Consider the following 19,851-nt stretch of genomic DNA (forward strand, 5'->3'; position numbering starts at 1 on the left):
GCTTGCCGCGCCTGCCCGCTAGCCGCCTTGCAACCATGACATTGCCCACTGCGCAACCCCAGACCATCTGGCGCATCAACGCCTACCTCATCCTCATCACCTGTGCGCTGGCTTCGGTGCTGCTGCTCGTGGGCCTGGCCCTGCTGGCTTGGGAATGGCGGCGTGCGCGCCCGGTGCCGGTGGTTAACCTGGTGGCCACGGACGTGAGCGGCCATGTACAGCGCGAGCGCCTGTCCTACCGCCTGCGCCATACTCAGGGCCAGGTGGTGGTGCTGGACGTGGTGGCCGACCAGCAGATCGAGCAGGCGCTGGGCTCCAAAACAGCCTCGGGCGTCATGCGCAACCAGTTGTTCGTGAACGTGGCCGATGGCAGCAGCGCGCGCCTGTTGCCCGATGATCGCGGCTTGGTCGTGCAAGTCTGGGCCGTACGTGGTGACGGCGCGGTGAGCAGAACCTATGGGCCTGAAACCGATGAGCGGCCGCCGCCTGCCGTGCGCGCACGCCTTTATGAAGTGGTGAGTCAAGATAGCAACGGCGATGGCCGCCTAAGCCCCAGCGACCAGCGCCGCCTGCTGCTGGCGCGCGCCGACGGCAGCGCGCCCGTTACCCTGGTCGAAGGCATGGCCCGCATGGACGGCGCCGCGCTGGACGCTGCGGACGAACTGCGCCTGACCGCCGTCCTTACCGGCGGCGGCATGCAGCTATACCGTTTTGATCTTTCACGTTGGGCGGCCTTGCCGCCCGTTTCCCTTCCCTCATTGCCAAAGGAGCACTGAACCCATGTCCGAATCCATCGTCATCGTCTCCGCCGCCCGCACCCCCATGGGCAGTTTTCAGGGCGACTTCGCCGCGCTGGCCGCGCACGATCTGGGCGGCGCCGCCATCAAGGCCGCTGTGGAGCGCGCCGGCGTCCAGCCCGAGCAGGTCGATGAAGTCATCTTCGGCAACGTGCTGATGGCAGGCCAGGGCCAGGCCCCGGCGCGCCAGGCCACGCTCAAGGGCGGGCTGCCGCTGTCCACCGGCGCCGTCACCGTGCACAAGGTCTGCGGCTCGGCCATGAAGACCATCATGATGGCCGCCGACATGCTCAAGGCCGGCTCGGCCGAGGTCATCGTCGCCGGCGGCATGGAGAGCATGACCAACGCCCCCTACCTGCTGAAAAAAGGCCGCGGCGGCTACCGCCTGGGCCACGACAAGGTCTATGACCACATGATGCTCGACGGCCTGGAAGACGCCTATGAAGAAGGCCGCAGCATGGGCACCTTCGGCGAGGACTGCGCCGCCAAGTACGACTTCACGCGCCAGGCGCAGGACGAATTCGCCATGGCCAGCGTCAAGCGCGCCCAGGCTGCCATCGCCAGCGGCGCGTTCAAGGAAGAGATCACCCCCGTCACCGTCAAGGAGCGCAAGGGCGAGCGCGTGGTCGATACCGACGAAGGCCCCGGCCGCATCAACCCCGAGAAAATCCCCACCCTCAAGCCCGCTTTCAAGAAGGACGGCACCATCACCGCCGCGGCCAGCTCCAGCATCAACGACGGCGCTGCCGCCGTGGTGCTGATGACCGAAAGCAAAGCCAAGGCCCTGGGCCTGACGCCCCTGGCGCGCATCGTCAGCTACGCCACGCACGCGCAAGAGCCCGGCTGGTTCACCACTGCGCCCGTGCCTGCCAGCCAGAAAGCGCTGGACAAGGCCGGCTGGAAGGTCGAGGACGTGGACCTGTGGGAAATCAACGAAGCCTTCGCCGTCGTGCCCATGGCGCTGATGCACGAGCTGAACGTGCCGCACGACAAAGTCAACGTCAACGGCGGCGCCTGCGCCCTGGGCCACCCCATCGGCGCCAGCGGCGCGCGCATCCTGGTCACGCTGCTGTACGCCCTGAAAAGCCGCGGCCTGAAGAAAGGCCTGGCCACGCTGTGCATCGGCGGCGGCGAGGGCACGGCGATGACGGTGGAGCTGCTGTAAGAGCCTGTTCAAAATCTTTGCACGGCGGTCAAGAGAGCGGATTTGGGCGCTCTGCTGCGTTGCAAAGCCTCGCCATAGCCCCAGCTATGGCTGCGTTTTGCGCCTTGCAGCCCACCCCAAACCGCTTCTTGTCCACTCGCGCCGAGATTTTGAACAGGCTCTAAGAGCCGGCTCAAAACCCTGGCGCGGCGGGCGCTCAAGCGGATTGGGGCGGTCTGCGCCTGGCATCCCATCCCCAAACGCTGGTTGCCCACGCACGCCGGGGTCTTGACCAGGCTCCAAGCAGCAAGCGGCCTGCATGCCTGACCGGGGCGTGCTCCAGGCTGCACCACAGCCGCATCGCAGCCACGGCGCAGCCCGGAAAAAATGCTGGGCCGCTCCTGAAAAAATAGCGCCATCGCCTGCCAATAGGGCGATGGCGCTGTTTTTCATTCATCCCACCCAAGCAAGAAAGGCCCGCCCCGCCATGATCGAGTCACTGCAAGCCCTGCGCCAGCTCTACCCGCAAGCCTCGGCGCGCTCGCGCGCCAAGCAGCTGGACCATCTGGACGCCACCATGCGCCGCTTCATTGCCCACGCGCCGCTGTGCATCCTTGCCAGCGCGGGCGCGAACGGGCAGGGCCTGCTGGACGCCTCGCCGCGCGGCGGCCTGCCCGGCTTCGTGCAAGCGCCCGATGCGCGCACCCTGCTCATCCCCGACGCCACGGGCAACAACCGCCTGGACACACTGGAAAACCTGCTGGCCGACCCGCGCCTGGGCCTGCTGTTCCTGCTGCCCGGTGTGGACGAGGTGCTGCGCGTCAACGGCACGGCGCGTCTGCGTGACGAAGCCGCCTTCACCCAGCGCTTTGTGGCAGGCGGCATCCGGCCGCCGCGCCTGGTGATCGAAATGGCTGTGCAAGAGGCCTACCTGCACTGCCCCAAGGCCTTGATGCGCGCCCGCCTGTGGCGGCCCGAGGCGCAGGCGGCGCCAGGCACCTTCCCCAGCATGAATGCCATGCTGCGCGCCCAGCTCGGCGCGCAGGTCGTGCCTGAAACGGAGGAAGAAGCCCGCCAGCGCTACCGCACCCAGCTGCGCGAGGAAGGCCTGGACCCGCACGTGAACAGGCCCTAGGGAGGTGGCGAGATTGGGTTGGCGAAGCGGTTTTTCGAGGCAAAAGCCGCAGAGGCCAAGCAAACATGCGCGCAAGGTCGCACGCGCCGCGCACGCATTTTCAACGCAGCAGATGCGGCGTTTGGGCCGAAAACACCGCTGCGACACTCAGTCTCAACAGCTCCTGGAGCGCGTTCAAAATCTCGGCGCGGTGGGCGACGACCGTGCAGCGCAGGCATTGGCCATTCAGCCTGCGCAAGCGTTTGCAGGCCAGCGTTGGCCTTGAGGCTCAATGCCCGTCGAACTGCACCAACGTCAGCAGCGGCGTGCCGCGCTCGCGCACCTTGGCCGAGCCGCCCAGCTCGGGCAGATCGACGATGACGGCGCATTCCATGACCTGAGCGCCCAGGCGTTCGAGCAGCTTGATGCCGGCCATCATCGTGCCGCCGGTGGCGATCAGGTCGTCGATCAGCAGCACGCGCTGGCCCTGGTGCACGGCGTCGGTGTGCAGCTCGACGGTGGCGCTGCCGTATTCGAGCTCATAGGTCTCCTCCACCGTGGTGAAGGGCAGCTTGCCTTTCTTGCGGATGGGGATGAAGCCCACGTTCAGTGCATAGGCCACGACCGAGCCGATGATGAAACCGCGCGCGTCCAGCCCTGCGACCACATCCGGGCGCATGCCGGCGGCGCTGTAGCGCTGCACCAGCACGTCGATGAGCACGCGAAACACCTGCGGGTTTTGCAGCAGCGGCGTGATGTCACGAAACTGCACGCCCGGGCTGGGCCAATCGGGCACGGTGCGGATGTGCTGGCGCAAAAAGGCGCGAGGGTCGAGTTCAGGCTGGTGCAAGGCGGCAGGGCTGGGCATGGTGTGGCGTTGGCGTGTGTGGGGCAGGGCGCGCGTGCGGGACACGAGCGGGCGGCCGCACAAGCAGCGATGGCCAGTGCAGCGGGCTGCGTAGTGTAAAGTCCCGGCGGGCCGGGCGGCAGCCCGCGCGGGCCCGCCGCAGGCTATGGATGGGCTGTACGAAACCAGCGACAAAGTGTGCGCTGCAATTCGAACAGGCCTTTGCTAGGCATTGCACTGCGCCCACAAGTGCCGCGCTTTGGTCGCGCTTTGGCTGCAGCGGCGCATTTTTCCCCTCTTTCTTCAACCACTTGCCAGTGGCAAGACATCAGGCAGTACGAACATGAGCATCCAGACAGTAGGCATCATCGGCGCAGGCACCATGGGCAACGGCATCGCACAGGCAGTGGCAGCTGCAGGGCTGCAGGCCATCATGGTGGACATTTCTCAGGCGGCGGTGGACAAGGGCCTGGCCACCATCGGCACCAGCCTGGATCGCCTGGTCAAGAAGGAAAAGATCAGTGAGGCCGACAAGGCCGCCATCCTCGGGCGTGTGCAGGGCGCGACGGACTACGCTGCGCTCAAGCCGGCGCAGATCATCATCGAGGCCGCCACCGAGAACTACGAACTCAAGCTCAAGATCCTCAAGCAGGTCGAGGACGTGGCCGCGCCGGGCACCATCCTGGCTTCCAACACCTCCTCGATCTCGATCACCAAGTTGGCTGCGCACACGCGCGAACCCGAGCGCTTCATTGGCATGCACTTCTTCAACCCGGTGCCGATGATGGCGCTGGTGGAAGTCATCCGCGGCCTGCAGACCAGCGATGCCACGCACGATGCCGTCACCGAGCTGGCGCGCACGCTGGGCAAGACGCCGGTGTCCGTGAAGAACGCGCCGGGCTTCGTCGTCAACCGCATTCTGGTGCCGATGATCAACGAGGCCTTCTTCGTGCTGGCCGAAGGCTCGGCCGAGCCCGAGGCCATCGACGAAGCCATGAAGCTCGGCGCCAACCACCCCATTGGCCCGCTGGCGCTGGCCGACCTGATCGGCCTGGATGTGTGCCTGGCCGTGATGGAGGTGTACCTGGAGGAGTTTGGCGACAGCAAGTACCGCCCCGCGCCGCTGCTGCGCGAGCTGGTTGCCGCCGGCTACCTGGGCCGCAAGACCAAGCGCGGCGTGTACCAGTATTGAGCCCGTCCCAAGCCGCGCCGGGCGGCCATGGCCTGCGGGCCTTGGCCGTCGGCTTCGTGCCCAACCGAATGAATGGCCGGCGGCGCTGGCGCGCCGCCATGCCCAGGAGCTGCCGCCATGTCCAGCCCGATCATCACCAGCCTGCTTGATACCGACCTGTACAAGTTCACCATGTGGCAGGCCATGCTGCACCGGCATCCGCAGGTGCAGGCCCAATACCGCTTCGTCTGCCGCAAGCCGCCCAAGATCCCGCTCAGCGGCCTGCTCGATGCGGTCAGCCGCGAGCTCGATCATCTCTGCCAGCTGCGCTTTACCGAGCAGGAGCTGCGCTATCTGGGCGCGCTGCGCTTCATCAAGTCGGACTTCATCGACTTTCTGCGCATCTTCCAGTTCCAGCGCGCCTTCATCCGCGCCTATGCCGAGGGCGATGAGCTGCACATCGAGGCCACAGGCCCGCAGGTGCACGTCATGGCCTTCGAGATCTTCGTGCTGGCCATCGTCAACGAGCTGTACTTCCGCCAGTTCGACGCCCAGGCCGCGCTGGCCGAGGGCAAGAAGCGCCTGGCCGTCAAGGTCGAGGAACTCAAGACCCTGGGGCGCGAGGCGGCGCTGCGCCACCCCTTCGAGCTGTTCGATTTCGGCGTGCGGCGGCGCTACTCGCGCGACTGGCAGCACCACGTGGTCAAGACCTTTGCCGAGCAAACCCCGCAGTGGTTCAAGGGCACCTCCAACGTGCGCCTGGCCATGGAGCTGGGTATCGTGCCCATTGGCACCATGGCGCACGAATACTTCCAGACTTACCAGGCGCTGGGCGTGGTGCAGCTGCGCAACTTCCAAAAAGCAGCGCTGGAGAGCTGGGTGCAGGAATACCGCGGCGATTTGGGCATTGCACTGACCGACACCGTCGGCATGGACGCCTTCATCCGCGACTTCGACCTGTACTTTGCCAAGCTCTTCGACGGCCTGCGCCACGATTCGGGCGACCCCATCGTCTGGGGCGAAAAGGCGCTGGCGCACTACGCGCAGCTGCGCATCGACGCGCACACCAAGCGCCTGGTGTTCTCCGACGGGCTGAACGTGCCCGAGGCGCTGCGCATCTACCACCACTTCGCTGACCGCACGCAATGCGGCTTTGGCATCGGCACGCAGCTGACCAATGACATGGGGCTGGAGCCGCTGTCCATCGTCATGAAGCTCACCAGCGCCAACGGCCAACCGGTGGCCAAGCTCTCGGACTCGCCGGGCAAACTGCTGTGCGATGACCAGACCTTCCTGGACTATCTGCGCCAGGTCTTCAACGTCCCCCCCGAGAGTGCGGGCGCTGCGCGCGCCTGAGGGCCAGGGCCATGAGCGCCGCGCCGCAGCCCCAGTACGACGCCGCCGTCTTCATCGGCCGCCTGCAGCCGCCGCACAACGGCCATTTGGCCATGCTGCGCCATGCGCTGCGCGTGGCGCCGCAGGCCGTTGTCGTGCTTGGCTCGGCCCACCAGGCGCGCAGCCCCAAGAACCCTTTTACTTGGCAGGAGCGCCAGGCCATGCTGCAAGCGGCGCTGACGCCCGATGAGCGCCAGCGTGTGCACATCCTGCCCATGCGCGATTTCTACGACGAGGCGCGCTGGGTGCAGGCCGTGCGCCAGGGCGTGCAGGCCTTGTTGGCGCCGCTGGTCTTGCCGGCCGCGCCGCGCATCGCGCTGGTGGGTCACTTCAAGGACGACAGCAGCGCCTACCTGGCGCAATTTCCCGACTGGGCACTGCTGAACCTGCCGCGTCAGAACCAGACCGATGCCACGCTGGTGCGCGAAGCCTGTTTCGCCACCGCGCCCGATGCCGACGCCAGCGCCCAAACGCAATTGCAGCAACTGCTGGAGGCACACCTGCCGCCAGGCGTGGCGCAATGGCTGTTGCAGTGGCGCGCCAGTGAGGCATTCCAAAGCCTGCGCCAGGAGTGGCAGATGCTGCGTGCCTACCGGCAATCCTGGGCGGCAGCGCCCTTCCCGCCGACTTTCGTGACTGTTGATGCGCTGGTGCAATGCCAGGGCCATGTGCTGCTGGTCGAGCGCGGCCAGCCGCCCGGTCAGGGCCTGTACGCACTGCCCGGCGGCTTTCTGGAGCCGCGCGATACGCTGTGGCAATCCTGCCTGCGCGAACTGCGTGAGGAAACCGCGCTGGCGCTGCCGGAGGCCGCCTGGCGCACCGCGCTGCGCGGCAGCCGCGTGTTTGACCACCCAGGCCGCAGCCTGCGCGGGCGCACCATCACGCACGTCTTTCACTTTGATTTGGGCCATGGCGCGTTGCCGCCAGTGCACGGCGCCGACGACGCCCGCGCCGCGCTGTGGCTGCCCATCGCCCAGGTGGCCAGTCAGCCCGAGCGCTTCTTCGACGACCACTTCTTCATCCTCGACATGCTGCTGCAGCTCACGTATGAGCTGTGAAGCCCTTTGCCAGAGTCACGGGGGGGATGCATAGCCGCCCGGCCAGCGGCGGGCAGCAGGCTTTTGTGGGTGTGAGCAAAGCCATTGTCAATGGGGCAGTACAAGTGGGTGCGTCAGCACCCACCCAAGGGCCGAGCGCAGCGATGGCCCGAATAGAGCCCCCTTCTGCCTGCGCCTGTGACGGTGCCTGGCCAGGGCGGGCAGGCCCACACACAGTGGGTCTGCTTCCAAAAATCAAATTTCGCTGCGGCTGTTTGAGCGTAGCGGCAAAGCCGCGCAGCGAGTTTCCGCAGCACCCGCCCTGGCCAGGCACCGGCACAGGTTGCCCCGTAGCGCAGCGAAGGGGACGCAGGCAGTGGGGTCGCCTTCTTTTGCCTACTTTTCTTGGCGAGACAAGAAAAGTAGGTGCGCCGCCGGGCGCATATCCCGGCCTCGGACCGTGCCCTCAATGCGGGCGGTTGTGACTGGCCACCCTGTTGCCTGTGCACGGCGGCCGCGCAGCCCTGCAGATCGGCAGCAGAGGCGCACTGCCGCTCAAGCGCCAGCGCCAGTACCAGCCGTGGCGGCGGGCGCGACGCGGGCGCCGTGGATGTGGTGGCGTTGCAGGGCCTGGGCGACGAAGCCGCTGGCCTTCATGTCCTCGACGAAGGCGGCCAGGTACTGGGCCAGCTCGGGGCCGCGCGCCTTGGGCAGGCCCATGGCTTGCTCGATGACCATGAAGCTCTCGGGCAGCATGCGCAGCGCGTGCTGGCCGGCCAGGCGCTGCACGTCGGCCTCGAGCTGCTGCTTCACGCCGGCGGCCACCTCCAGCTGCTGCTCCAGAAAGGTCTGGACCACGGTTTGCGAATTGCTGGCGCGCACCAGCTGGGCCTGCTCCAGCGTGCGCGTCAGATACAGGTCGTAGGCGCTGCCCGCGCCCACCACCACGCGGTGCTGGGGCTGGTCAACCTGGGCATTGGTCTGGATGGGCGAATCCTGCGCCACCAGATAACAGCCTTCAATCAGCACGTAAGGAGCGGTGAAGGCGATGCCCGCACCGCGCGCCGGGTCGATGGCGAAGAAGCCGATGTCGGCCGCTTGCGTGGTCACGGCCTCGACCGATTGGCTGGCCTTTTCAAACACCAGCGGCTCCAGCTCCAGGCCCAGGCGCTGCGCCAGCGCGCCGGCCAGATCGACGGACACTCCACAGGGCGCGCCCGAGGCATCGAGGCTGGCCAGAATGGGGTTGCCCAGATTGATGGCGGCGCGCAGCCGGCCTGTGGGGGCAAAGGCTTCAAGGGCTTGGGCGGGCAGGGTCATGGCGGCGTCCTTTCGAGTGTGTTGAGGCCAGTCGGGGGGTTATTTGATCCACAGCAGCATGGAGTCCCACATGCGGCCAAAGAAGCCGGCCTCGCCCACGTTTTCCAGCGCGACCACGGGCACATCCTTCAGGGCCTGGTTGCCGATGCTGATCTTGAGCGTGCCCAGCGACTGATCCAGGTGCACGGGCGCCAGCAGCGGCTCGGGGCGCTCGATGACGGTGCGCACCTGGCCGGCCGAGCCGGTGGGCAGCGCCAGGTACACGGCCTCGTGGCTGCCGATCTTGACGCTTTCGCGCTCGCCTTTCCACAGCTCGGGGGTTTCCATGGCCTGGCCGGCGTCGAAGAGCTTGACCAGGTCGAAGGCGGTATAGCCCCAGTTGAGCAGTTTCTGGCTTTCGTTGGCGCGGGCGTTTTCACTTTCTGTGCCCAGCACGATGGACAGCAGGCGGCGCGCGCCGGTGTTGGCTGTCTCGCGCTGCGCCGTGGCCACCAGGCAAAAGCCCGCTGCCTGGGTGTAGCCGGTTTTCAGGCCATCGACCGTGGGGTCGCGAAACAGCAGCAGGTTGCGGTTGTTGCCGTTGGCCGCAGGCGTGCCGGGGTAGCGGTACTCCTTGGTGGCGTAGTAGTGCATGTATTCGGGGAATTCACGCATCAGGCTGACGGCCAGCACGCTCAGGTCGCGCGCCGTGGTCAGGTGGCCCGGCGCGGTCAGGCCCTCGGGGTTCATGTACTGGGTGCGGGCCATGCCCAGGGCCTTGGCCTGGTCGTTCATGAGCTTGACGAAGTGCTCGACAGTGCCGCCCACGCCTTCGGCCAGGGCGATGGTGGCGTCGTTGCCCGATTGCACGATCATGCCCTTGAGCAGGTCGTCAATGGGCACTTGCATCTTGGGGTCGATGAACATGCGCGAGCCGGGCATTTTCCAGGCCCGTTCGCTGACCGGCAGTTTTTGCTCCAGCGTAATCTTGCGCGCGCGCAGCGCGTCAAAAACGATGTAGGCGGTCATCAGCTTGGTCAGCGAGGCCTGCTCGACGGGCGCATCGATGTCTTTGGCGGCCAGCACCTGGTTGGCCGTGACGTCGAGCAACAGGTAGTTGCGTGCAGCAATTTCTGGCGGTGCGGGCAGTTGCGCCCGGGCGCTGGTGGCGCCCAGCAGCATCAGCAGGCTGGTGCACAGCAGCGCGGCGCAGTGCGCCCAATACCAGGGGTGAAGTCTTCGGATGTTGAGCATGGTCACGGTGTTTGGCAAAAGGCAAATGGCGTGCGCCCTGGGCTGACTGATTGCTGCTGGCCGGGGCGGTAGGCCGGGATGTGGAAGGTCATGGCTGCGCGGGCGGGGGCATCTGCCGCACGGCCAACATGTGGCGCACCACCAGCTCCTTGAGTTGTACCTGGCGGCCATGGAAGAAGTGTTCGCCGCCGGGGATGACCGTCAGCGGCAGCGATTGTTCCCGCGCCCAGTCCAGCACGGGGCCGATGGGCACGGTGTCGTCCTGCTCGCCATGCACCACCAGGCTGCGCACGTGCAGGGGCTGGGGGATGGGGGCCACGGCAAAGCGGCTGGCGGCGGTGCCTACCAGCACCACAGCCTCGATGCGGCCGCTGGCCTGCAGTTGTGCCAGCACCTGGCTGATGACGTAGGTGCCGAACGAAAAGCCCGCCAGCACCAGCGGCCCTTGCGGCGCCACTTGCTCGATGACCTGCAGCAGATCCTGCGCTTCGCCCCGGCCCTCGTCGTACACGCCTTCGGATTGGCCCACGCCGCGGAAGTTGAAGCGATAGGCGTCCCAGCCGGTGGCCACCATGGCGCGCGCCAGGGTCTGCACCACCTTGTTGTTCATCGTGCCGGCAAACAACGGGTGCGGGTGGGTGATGATGGCGCTGCCGGCTTTGGCCGCGCCGTCCGGCAACTGGGCGTAGTCTTTGAGGGCTTCGATGGCGCCGGCAGCGCCGCTGAGGGTGATTCGTTCGGTTTGTGCGTTCACGGCGGCTGATGGTGGTGATGTGGCTGCGGCCTGCGCAGCCATCATGGAGCAGCTTGAGGGGCGACAGGCGGGGGGGTGGTGATTTGCACCGGCTCGAATTCGCCAGAGGAAGGCTGGGGTACGGCAGGGGGTTGGGCCGCGCTGGCGGCCTGCTCGGGCTCAGGCGCCTTGGGCGGCTCCACGCGCAGCAGGCGGCCATCGGGGCGGTCGGTCAGCACGTAGAGCAGCCCGTCCGGGCCCTGGCGCACGTCGCGCACCTGCTCGCCTTCGGCAATGCGGTGCCAGGACTCCTGCTGCACTGCGTCGTCCGCCACTTTCAAGCGCACCAGCGCGCCATGACGCAGCGAGCCGATGAAGAAGCTGCCCTGCCATTGGGCGCCGTAGCGGCTGCTGTCCAGATAGGTCAGGCCCGAGGGCGCGATGGCTCGGCCCCAGTAATGCACGGGCGCCTCCAGCGCAGCATTTTTGCGTGGCTGGCCGGCGCGCGGGCCAGCGCCTTGGGCGCGGCCATAGGTCACCAGCGGCCAGCCGTAGTTGGCGCCGCCGCGGATGTGGTTGAACTCGTCACCGCCTTGCGGGCCATGCTCATGCGCCCACAGCTCGCCATCAGGGGTGATGGTGAGCCCTTGCGGGTTGCGGTGCCCCCAGCTCCAGGTTTCGGGCAGGCCTTTGCCCTTGGTGCTGGCCAAGGGGTTGTCGGCAAAGGGCTTGCCATCGGGCTGCAGGCGCACGATGGAGCCCAGGTGATTACTGGTGCGCTGGGCCTGCTCGCGCGCGATGGAGCGCTCGCCCAGGGCCAGGAACAGTGAGCCGTCTTGCGCCTGGGCGATGCGGCAGCCAAAGTGGGCGTCGCTGCGCACGCGCGGCATTTGGTGGAAGATGACCTGCACATTCTCCAGGCGGGTATGGCGTTCGTTGAGCCTGGCTGAGGCCAGCGCCGTGCTGCTGCGGCTGGCATTGCTGGGGTCAGGCTCGGAGAAGCAGAAAAACAGTCTGCGGTTCTGTGCAAACTGCCGGTCCAGCACCACATCCAGCAAACCGCCTTGGCCTTGCGCGGCCACGGGCGGCACGCCAGCAATGGGGTGGCCGATGCGGCCATTGGCCTGCACCACGCGCATCGTGCCCTCGCGCTCGGTGACCAGGAAATCGCCGCTTGGCAGAAAGGCCATGGCCCAAGGTTGCTCCAGGCCGAAGGCGATTTCGGTCAGCACCAGCGGCTCGGCCCGATTGACGTCCCAGGTCGATGCGCTTTGGGCCAGCGCAGTGCCAGCCGCGCCGCTGCAGAGCAAGCTGGCCCATGTGATGCGGCACGCTGTTTGTGTCAGCTGGCGCAGGGGGCCCCGGCCAGGAAAAGAGGAGGCCCGTTGCGGCCGGGCATTCAAGTGCTGATCCTGCATACTGTGCCGCCCTTGGCATGGCGATCGGCGTGTGCACGCAGCACGCATCTGCCAAGGACGTGGAGAACGAAAAGGCGGCAATCCTAACGCAGCGCGCTGTGCCGCCCGGCAAAACCCCATGAGGCCTGCGCCGGGCTTTGCCCACATAATCTTGCGCGCAGTGGGCAACGATATGAACAGGTTCTAAGGATTGACGATATGAGCAACATGCGCCTGGCAGATTTGGCTGCGGCCTTTGCCGCGCCACTGGACCCCGAGGCCATCGGCAAGCCCCTGGCAGCAAATCATTGGGAACTTCTGGCCGGTTTTCTCACGCCCACAAACCTGATGGAGGGCGAGACGCTGTTTCAGCGCTACCGCGACGAGCGCAGCCTGTACTTCCTGGAAAGCGGGCGCGTGACCATCCATTACGAAAACGAAAAAGGCACGCTGCGCGTGGCGCTGGTGTCCTCAGGCACAGTGTTTGGCGAGGCCAGCTTCCTGGGCAATATGCCGCGCCAGGCTTCGGCGCAGGTGGCCACGGCCGGGCGCGCCTGGCAGCTCTCGCGCCTGAAGTTCACCGAGCTGTACCAGCGCCATCCCAGCGTGGCGCTGGATGTGGTGCAGCTGGCCTCGGCCACGCTGGCGCGGCGCAGCCGCGATGCACGCCGCCGCCGTGCCATTGCGTGAGCAGGCCCCAGGAAAAAAGTGTGAAGCAGGCCGATACGCCGGATTCTGTGCGCGGCCATGTGCATGGCCGCGTGGCCGCCATTAATCTGGGCTGGCGGTCGCCCTGCCAGCTCGGTGCTACCTACCCGCATGCTCGCCGGAGCCAGTTCATCGCATGCCTATTTGGTATTGCTGCGCGTAGAGATTGCCCGTTTCACCCGCCCCGCAGCGCGCTGCGGGGCGACTCGTCTCTGTTGCTCTGATCCTCACCTCACGGTGGGCAGGTGTTACCTGCTACGCTGCCCTGTGCAGTCCGGACGTTCCTCCAATGCCTGTGTTGCCACCTTGGCATCAGCGGCGGCCTGGCCTGCTTCACAGTCGCGCATTATGGCAATGAACCGCAGGCCGCGCCGCCTGAGCCCGCTGCGGCAGGCATGGCAGAATCGGCGGCGCAACCGCCCTGCCTGCGCAGGCGTTTTTCTCCCTCTTTTTGCACCATGAGCATCCAGACCGACAGCTGGGCCGCAGACGGCCCCGCGCCACGGGCCGAGCGCCTCATCAGCGCCGAGCTGCGCTCAGGCCGCGAGGAGGCGCTCGAGCGCGCGTTGCGCCCCAAGGCCCTGCAGGAGTACGTGGGCCAGGTCAAGGCGCGCGAGCAATTGAACATCTTCATTGGCGCGGCGCGCAAGCGCGGCGAAGCGCTGGACCACGTGCTGTTGTTTGGCCCGCCCGGCCTGGGCAAGACCACGCTCAGCCACATCATCGCCACAGAACTGGGGGTAAGCCTGCGCCAGACCAGCGGCCCGGTGCTGGAAAAGCCCCGCGATCTGGCGGCGCTGCTGACCGGTCTGGAAAAGAACGATGTGCTGTTCATCGACGAAATCCACCGCCTCAGCCCGGTGGTGGAGGAAATCCTCTACCCCGCGCTGGAGGACTACCAGATCGACATCATGATCGGCGAAGGGCCAGCGGCACGCAGCATCAAGCTCGACCTGCAACCCTTCACGTTGGTGGGCGCGACCACGCGCGCGGGCATGCTCACCAACCCCTTGCGCGACCGCTTCGGCATCGTGGCGCGGCTGGAGTTCTATAGCCCCGAGGAGCTGGCGCTCATCGTGCGTCGCAGCGCCGGCTTGCTGGGCGCCCCCATCGACGACGACGCCAGCCTGGAAGTGGCGCGGCGATCGCGCGGCACGCCGCGCATCGCCAACCGCTTGCTGCGGCGCATTCGCGACTATGCCGACGTGAAGGGCACAGGCCGCATCACGCTGGACATGGCGCGCCAGGCGCTGGCCCTGCTGGACGTGGACCCGGAAGGCTTTGACCTGATGGATCGCAAGCTGCTGGAGGCCGTGCTGCAGCGCTTCGACGGTGGCCCAGTCGGCCTGGACAACATTGCCGCCAGCATTGGCGAGGAGCCTGGCACCATTGAAGATGTGATCGAGCCCTACCTGATCCAGCAAGGCTTTTTGCAGCGCACGCCACGCGGCCGGGTAGCCACGGCCGCCGCCTATCGCCACTTTGGCTTGCTGGCTCCTGAGCGTCAGGGCGGTGATTTGTTTGGCTGAGAGTCAGTCCAAATCAGGCCGCGCCATTGCCGGCGCGATGGCGCGCATTTCCTGCCCTCTCTTCTTCATCGACGTATGGAAAAAAACTTCAACCCACGCCGGCTGGATGTGCTGGCCTTTGCCCAGACCGGTGGCCAGATCAGCCAGGAAACGGCGCTGCATGAATTGCCGCGTCTGGCGCGCGAATCCCTGGGTGGAGCCTTGGGAGATGCTGCGCCTGCCAGCGTGCACTGGCAGGCGCAAGCCAGCATGCGCCGCAGCGCAGGGGGCCAGGCTGCGCCGTGGCTGCACTGCCAGGCCCAGACCATCTTGCTGCTGCAATGCCAGCGTTGCCTGCAGCCCGTGCCCATCACGGTCAGCAGCGACCAGTGGTTTCGCTTTGTCGCCACCGAGGCCCAGGCCGAGGCAGAGGACGAAGACGCGCAAGAGGACGTGCTGTCGCTGGAAGGTGGCCCGTTGGATCTGCTGGCGCTGATCGAGGACGATTTGCTCATGGCCTTGCCCCCGGTGGCCAAGCATGCGGACTGCACGCCGCCAGCGCCGCTGGTGCACCAGGATGCCGCCTTCGACGCAGCCCAGGCGCAAAAGCGCAATCCATTCGCCCAGCTGGCCCACCTGGCCACCCGGCCTTTGCAGGCAGGCAATGGTGGTGACGGTGGCGAGCAAGCCGATTGATCCAGGCAGACCCCGGCCTTCCTTTGAGGCGGAGCGCCATGCGCCTTGGCAGTGCCGGGCGGCATCGCCTATAATTACCAACTTTTGCGCAAAAAGTGCAGGCCTTTAAGGCTGTTTTTTGCGCCGCGCCATTTCCCATTCATCCATCTCGCACGCTGCTTTGCCTATTGGCCGCCAAGGTTGCCAATGGCCAGTCAAGTGGGGCGTGCGTCTTTTTTTCAGGAGCCGATCATGGCCGTTCAACAAAACAAAAAGTCGCCTTCCAAGCGTGGCATGCACCGTTCGCACAATGCGCTGAAGGCCCCTGGCATGGCCATTGAGCCAACCACCGGCGAAGTGCATCTGCGCCACCACATCAGCCCGGACGGCTTTTACCGTGGCCGTCGCGTGCTCAAGAGCAAGTCTGCAGAGGTTTGATCGGGCGCAGGCCCAATCCACCACAGTGTCTGGCTGGGGCGTTGCAGCGCCCTAGTCTGTGTTTGGGCGCACGGCCCGCGCCGCGCAAGCGGCTGCCAGGTTGAAGCATTCGTGCTTCTTCATTGTTTGCCTGCAGCAGTTTTGATCGCATGGCTTTTTGCCATGGCGCCGCAGATGCCGGCCTAATCCGCCGTATTGCCACAGAGACACCTCCCCGCCCAAGCGCAGACCATGCCCTTGGGCTTTTTCCGGGCTGGCCGGTGTGCGGGCGGTTGGGCGCAACGCTGACAGCAGGCGCCAACAGCGGCGCCTACCTGCCACGCATTCGCATAAGGACAGCAAGCTCTTGGCTGATCAAGCAACCACCATCGCCGTCGATTGCATGGGGGGCGACCATGGCCCCAGCGTGACCCTGCCCGCCTGCCTGGCATTGTTGGAGCGCCATGCTCAGCTGCGCCTGCTGCTGGTGGGGCGCAGCGATGCCCTTGGGGCAATCGCACACCCGCGTGCCGAGCTGGTGCATGCTGAGGAAGTGGTTGCCATGGACGACCCGGTCGAGGTTGCCATGCGTCACAAGAAGCGCTCTTCGATGCGCATAGCCCTGGAGCTGGTCAAGGAGGGGCGCGCCCAAGCGGCGGTTTCGGCAGGCAACACAGGCGCGCTGATGGCCATTGCGCGCTATGTACTCAAGACGCTCGATGGCATCGAGCGCCCGGCCATTGCCTATCCATTGCCCAATGTCACCGGTGGCGCCACCACGGTGCTGGATCTGGGCGCCAATGTGGACTGCACCGAGCACCATTTGCTGCAGTTTGCCGTGCTGGGCTCGGCGCTGGACATGGCGCTGAAATCGCGCGACAAGCCCAGCGTGGGCCTGCTCAACATCGGCTCCGAAGCCATCAAGGGCAATGACATGATCAAGCGCGCGGCCGAGCTGCTGCGCGAGGCCGATCAGAAATCGCTGATCCACTACTACGGCAACGTCGAAGGCAACGACATTTTCAAGGGGACGACCGACATCGTGGTCTGCGACGGCTTTGTCGGCAACGTCACGCTCAAGGCGACCGAGGGCCTGGCTTCCATGGTTTCGACCATCCTCAAGCAGGAGTTCTCGCGCAATGCCTTCACGCGCCTGGCGGCCCTGTGCGCCATGCCGGTGCTCAATGCCTTCAAGCGCCGCGTGGACCACCGGCGCCACAACGGCGCGGCCCTGCTGGGCCTGCGCGGCCTGGTGTTCAAAAGCCACGGCAGCGCCGACCAGTTGGCATTCGAGCACGCCTTGAGCAAGGCCATCGACGCTGCCGAGCACCAACTGCTGCAGAAAATCCAACACCGGGTGCAACAGGCCGCCACGCTGTTTTGAACCGTGGCGGGCACCGCACGCACCACAGGCCCTAGTCATGCAGACCTACTCCAGAATTACCGGCACGGGCAGTTACCTGCCGCCCAACAGGGTGACCAATCAGCAGCTGGCCGAGCAGCTGGCCCAGCGCGGCATTGAAACCTCGGACGAATGGATCGTCGAGCGCACTGGCATCCAGGCGCGTCACTTCGCCGAGCGCGATGTGCCCAGCAGCGCCCTGGCCTTGCCCGCGGCCCTGCAGGCCCTTCAGGCAGCGGGCCGAGAAGCGCAGGAGCTGGACCTGATCATCGTTGCCACCTCTACGCCCGACATGGTGTTCCCATCGACGGCCAGCATTTTGCAGAACAAGCTGGGCATCAGCGGATGCCCGGCTTTTGATGTGCAGGCCGTGTGCAGCGGCTTCATCTATGCCCTGACCGTGGCCGATGCCATGATCCGTGCCGGCAGCGCCCGCACGGCCCTGGTGGTCGGAGCGGAGGTGTTCAGTCGCATTCTGGACTTCAACGACCGCACCACCTGCGTGCTGTTCGGCGATGGGGCTGGGGCTGTGGTGCTGGAGGCCTCGCAACAGCCGGGCGTGCTGGCCTGCGACATCCATGCCGATGGTCGGCATCGCGAGATTTTGTGTGTGCCAGGCAACGTCTATGGCGGCCAGGTGCTGGGCACGCCGCTGCTGCACATGGACGGCCAGGCCGTCTTCAAGCTGGCCGTCGGTGTGCTCGAAAAGACGGCTCGCGCCACGTTGGACAAGGCCGGCCTGCAGCTCAGCGACATCGACTGGCTGGTGCCGCACCAGGCCAACATCCGCATCATGCAAAGCACGGCCCGCAAGCTGCGGGTGCCCACCGAACGCGTCGTCGTGACCGTGCATGAGCACGGCAACACCTCGGCCGCCTCGATCCCGTTGGCGCTGGATCATGGGGTACGCGCCGGGCAGATCCAGGCTGGCCAGCGCGTGCTGATGGAAGGCGTGGGCGGCGGCTTTACCTGGGGCTCGGTGCTGGTGCAGATGTGACCCAGCGCGTTCTGCGTCGTGCAGCATGGCGTAGAGCGCCCACTGTCATCCCTTCTCGATTCATTTGCAGCTTGATGGAGCGATCATGAGCGCATTCGCTTTCGTTTTCCCCGGCCAAGGCTCTCAGGCCGTTGGCATGCTCGACGCCTGGGGCGATCACCCCGCCGTGGCACAAACCCTGCAAGAAGCCAGCGAGGCCCTGGGTGAAGACCTGGCGCGGCTGATCCACGAAGGCCCCAAGGAGGCCCTGGCCCTGACCACCAACACCCAGCCGGTCATGCTGGTGGCCGGCATCGCAGCCTGGCGCGCCTGGAAGGCCGAAGGCGGCGCTGATCCAATGGTATTGGCCGGCCACTCGCTGGGCGAGTACTCGGCCCTGGTGGCCGCTGGCGCGCTGACACTGGCCCAGGCAGCGCCGCTGGTGCGCTTGCGCGCTGCAGCCATGCAGGAGGCCGTGCCCGTCGGAGCGGGTGCCATGGCCGCTGTGCTGGGCTTGGCCGCCGAGCAGGTGCAGGCCGTGTGCGCACAGACCACACAGCAACTGCAGGCCCAGGGCAGCGCCGATGTGGTCGAGGCCGTGAACTTCAACGATCCGAACCAGACCGTCATCGCCGGCACCAAGGCCGGGGTCGATGCGGCAGCGCCAGCGCTCAAGGAGGCCGGCGCCAAGCGGGTGCTGCCACTGCCGGTGTCGGCGCCGTTTCATTCCAGCCTGATGCGGCCGGCAGCCGAAAAGCTGCGCGAAGCGTTGCAGCAGCTGGACATTCAGACGCCGCGCATCGACGTCATCAACAACATCGACGTGGCCGTGCAGCACGAGGCCGATGCCATCCGCGATGCGCTGTACCGCCAGGCTTTCGGCCCGGTGCGCTGGGTCGAATGCGTGCAGGCCATGCAGCGCCGTGGCCTGAATCACATCATCGAATGCGGGCCTGGCAATGTATTGACCGGCATGGTGCGGCGCATCATCCCCGACGGCCAGGTGCAGGCCGCAGCCATCTGCGACCCCGCCAGCCTGCAAACAGCAAAGGAAGCATTGCAATGAGCACAGACACCACCACCGGACAAATCGCCTTGGTCACCGGGGCTTCGCGCGGCATTGGCGCAGCCATTGCCAAAGAATTGGCGCAGCAGGGCTATCGCGTCATCGGAACCGCCACCAGTGCTGCCGGCGCCGAGAAGATTGGCGCTGCGCTGGGCGGCGAGCACCGTGGCGCGGTGCTCGACGTCAACGACGCCGCAGCCAGCGAAGCGCTGATCGAGGACATCGTCAAGCAGCATGGGGCGCTGCACGTGCTGGTCAACAATGCCGGCATCACGCGCGACACCCTGGCCATGCGCATGAAGAACGAGGATTGGGATGCCGTGCTGGACACCAATTTGCACGCCGTCTTTCATATCAGCCGCGCGGCCATCAAGCCCATGATGAAGCAGCGCTACGGTCGCATCATCAGCATCACCAGCGTGGTTGGCGCAATGGGTAACATCGGCCAGGCCAACTACGCCGCCGCCAAGGCTGGCGTGGCCGGCATGACCCGCGCACTGGCGCGCGAGTTGGGCAGCCGCGGCATCACCGTCAACTGCGTCGCGCCTGGCTTCATCGCCACCGACATGACCGCCGCCCTGCCCGAGGCCCAGCACCAAGCGCTTAAAAGCCAGATTCCGTTGGGGCGCATGGGTGCGCCCGAGGACATCGCTGCCGCCGTAGCCTATTTGGCCTCGCCCCGCGCAGGCTATGTGACCGGCCAGGAGCTGCACGTCAACGGCGGCATGCTGATGTGATGCAGCCTTGTTGTCGGCCCCGACCCGCCTGCAGGGGGTTTTCACAGACACCCCCTTCCTTAGCGCGTTTTTGCGCTGTGTGACAGCGGGTTGCCACTAATAGCGGCGTCCGGGGCGAAAACAGGTTCTACGGTACTATTACGGCCGTGTGATACCCGCTAAGCTGGCGAGGTG

General features: G+C 66.3%; 19 protein-coding genes and 1 other RNA gene. 14 read left to right on the forward strand and 6 right to left on the reverse strand.

What is annotated here, in order from left to right; translation table 11 throughout:
- Window positions 1-35 precede the first annotated feature (35 nt).
- From CK620_RS13175 to CK620_RS13185, 3 genes are all read left to right on the forward strand, one after another.
- Window positions 36-776, forward strand: a complete 741-nt coding sequence (locus tag CK620_RS13175) for a hypothetical protein (RefSeq protein WP_095550698.1) — start codon at window positions 36-38, stop codon at window positions 774-776.
- Window positions 777-780: 4 nt separating this feature from the next.
- Window positions 781-1,962, forward strand: a complete 1,182-nt coding sequence (locus tag CK620_RS13180) for an acetyl-CoA C-acyltransferase (RefSeq protein WP_095550699.1) — start codon at window positions 781-783, stop codon at window positions 1,960-1,962.
- A gap of 466 nt (window positions 1,963-2,428) precedes the next feature.
- The gene (locus CK620_RS13185; RefSeq protein WP_095550723.1) at window positions 2,429-3,076 is read left to right on the forward strand and encodes an MSMEG_1061 family FMN-dependent PPOX-type flavoprotein; all 648 of its coding nucleotides are present in this window, start codon (window positions 2,429-2,431) and stop codon (window positions 3,074-3,076) included.
- Window positions 3,077-3,344: 268 nt separating this feature from the next.
- Here CK620_RS13185 and CK620_RS13190 read toward each other — a convergent pair whose 3' ends face one another.
- The gene (locus tag CK620_RS13190; protein ID WP_095543292.1) at window positions 3,345-3,923 is read right to left on the reverse strand and encodes an adenine phosphoribosyltransferase; all 579 of its coding nucleotides are present in this window, start codon (window positions 3,921-3,923) and stop codon (window positions 3,345-3,347) included.
- Window positions 3,924-4,245: 322 nt separating this feature from the next.
- Here CK620_RS13190 and CK620_RS13195 point away from each other — a divergent pair, with 322 nt between their 5' ends.
- The 3 genes from CK620_RS13195 to CK620_RS13205 all read left to right on the forward strand — a co-directional run bounded on the left by CK620_RS13195 (window position 4,246) and on the right by CK620_RS13205 (window position 7,526).
- A complete protein-coding gene (locus tag CK620_RS13195; RefSeq protein WP_095543277.1) occupies window positions 4,246-5,094 on the forward strand; it encodes a 3-hydroxybutyryl-CoA dehydrogenase in 849 nt (282 codons plus the stop codon).
- 117 nt (window positions 5,095-5,211) lie between these two features.
- On the forward strand, window positions 5,212-6,429 hold the full coding sequence (pncB, locus tag CK620_RS13200; protein ID WP_095543276.1) for a nicotinate phosphoribosyltransferase: 1,218 nt from the start codon (window positions 5,212-5,214) through the stop codon (window positions 6,427-6,429).
- 11 nt (window positions 6,430-6,440) lie between these two features.
- A complete protein-coding gene (locus CK620_RS13205; RefSeq protein WP_095550700.1) occupies window positions 6,441-7,526 on the forward strand; it encodes a bifunctional nicotinamide-nucleotide adenylyltransferase/Nudix hydroxylase in 1,086 nt (361 codons plus the stop codon).
- A 534-nt stretch (window positions 7,527-8,060) separates the two neighbouring features.
- Here CK620_RS13205 and CK620_RS13210 read toward each other — a convergent pair.
- The 4 genes from CK620_RS13210 to CK620_RS13225 form a co-directional block, all read right to left on the reverse strand.
- Window positions 8,061-8,825 carry an ABC transporter substrate-binding protein gene (locus tag CK620_RS13210; RefSeq protein WP_095550701.1) on the reverse strand — a complete coding sequence of 255 codons (765 nt, stop codon included), beginning with the start codon at window positions 8,823-8,825 and terminating at the stop codon, window positions 8,061-8,063.
- Window positions 8,826-8,864: 39 nt separating this feature from the next.
- A complete protein-coding gene (locus CK620_RS13215; protein WP_095550724.1) occupies window positions 8,865-9,986 on the reverse strand; it encodes a D-alanyl-D-alanine carboxypeptidase family protein in 1,122 nt (373 codons plus the stop codon).
- A gap of 160 nt (window positions 9,987-10,146) precedes the next feature.
- On the reverse strand, window positions 10,147-10,812 hold the full coding sequence (locus CK620_RS13220) for an alpha/beta hydrolase (protein WP_095543290.1): 666 nt from the start codon (window positions 10,810-10,812) through the stop codon (window positions 10,147-10,149).
- Window positions 10,813-10,853: 41 nt separating this feature from the next.
- A complete protein-coding gene (locus CK620_RS13225; protein ID WP_238946142.1) occupies window positions 10,854-12,101 on the reverse strand; it encodes a PQQ-dependent sugar dehydrogenase in 1,248 nt (415 codons plus the stop codon).
- A gap of 306 nt (window positions 12,102-12,407) precedes the next feature.
- Between CK620_RS13225 and CK620_RS13230 the strand changes: the two genes are divergently transcribed.
- A complete protein-coding gene (locus CK620_RS13230; protein WP_095543272.1) occupies window positions 12,408-12,878 on the forward strand; it encodes a Crp/Fnr family transcriptional regulator in 471 nt (156 codons plus the stop codon).
- A gap of 18 nt (window positions 12,879-12,896) precedes the next feature.
- On the opposite strand, the gene rnpB is transcribed toward CK620_RS13230, so the two are convergent.
- An RNA gene (rnpB, locus tag CK620_RS13235) (RNase P RNA component class A) lies at window positions 12,897-13,231 on the reverse strand.
- Window positions 13,232-13,354: 123 nt separating this feature from the next.
- On the opposite strand from rnpB, the gene ruvB reads away from it, so the two are divergent.
- The 7 genes from ruvB (at window position 13,355) to fabG (ending at window position 19,677) form a co-directional block, all read left to right on the forward strand.
- Window positions 13,355-14,425: a Holliday junction branch migration DNA helicase RuvB gene (gene ruvB, locus CK620_RS13240; RefSeq protein WP_095550725.1), complete on the forward strand. Its 1,071-nt coding sequence runs from the start codon at window positions 13,355-13,357 to the stop codon at window positions 14,423-14,425.
- A 75-nt stretch (window positions 14,426-14,500) separates the two neighbouring features.
- Entirely contained in the window at window positions 14,501-15,100 is a 600-nt protein-coding gene (locus tag CK620_RS13245; protein ID WP_095550703.1) for a YceD family protein, read from the forward strand.
- A 231-nt stretch (window positions 15,101-15,331) separates the two neighbouring features.
- Window positions 15,332-15,517 carry a 50S ribosomal protein L32 gene (gene rpmF / locus CK620_RS13250; RefSeq protein WP_095540413.1) on the forward strand — a complete coding sequence of 62 codons (186 nt, stop codon included), beginning with the start codon at window positions 15,332-15,334 and terminating at the stop codon, window positions 15,515-15,517.
- A 346-nt stretch (window positions 15,518-15,863) separates the two neighbouring features.
- On the forward strand, window positions 15,864-16,880 hold the full coding sequence (plsX, locus tag CK620_RS13255; RefSeq protein ID WP_275250718.1) for a phosphate acyltransferase PlsX: 1,017 nt from the start codon (window positions 15,864-15,866) through the stop codon (window positions 16,878-16,880).
- Window positions 16,881-16,917: 37 nt separating this feature from the next.
- Window positions 16,918-17,895 carry a beta-ketoacyl-ACP synthase III gene (locus CK620_RS13260; protein WP_095550705.1) on the forward strand — a complete coding sequence of 326 codons (978 nt, stop codon included), beginning with the start codon at window positions 16,918-16,920 and terminating at the stop codon, window positions 17,893-17,895.
- An 85-nt stretch (window positions 17,896-17,980) separates the two neighbouring features.
- A complete protein-coding gene (gene fabD / locus CK620_RS13265; RefSeq protein ID WP_095550706.1) occupies window positions 17,981-18,940 on the forward strand; it encodes an ACP S-malonyltransferase in 960 nt (319 codons plus the stop codon).
- Window positions 18,937-19,677 (forward strand): 3-oxoacyl-ACP reductase FabG, encoded by a 741-nt coding sequence (fabG, locus tag CK620_RS13270; protein WP_095550707.1) that lies wholly within the window; start codon window positions 18,937-18,939, stop codon window positions 19,675-19,677. Before fabD ends, fabG begins: the two co-directional genes overlap by 4 nt.
- The last annotated feature ends 174 nt before the right edge of the window (window positions 19,678-19,851 follow it).

The organism is Vandammella animalimorsus (assembly GCF_002285285.1).
Classification (GTDB): Bacteria; Pseudomonadota; Gammaproteobacteria; order Burkholderiales; family Burkholderiaceae_C; genus Lampropedia; species Lampropedia animalimorsus.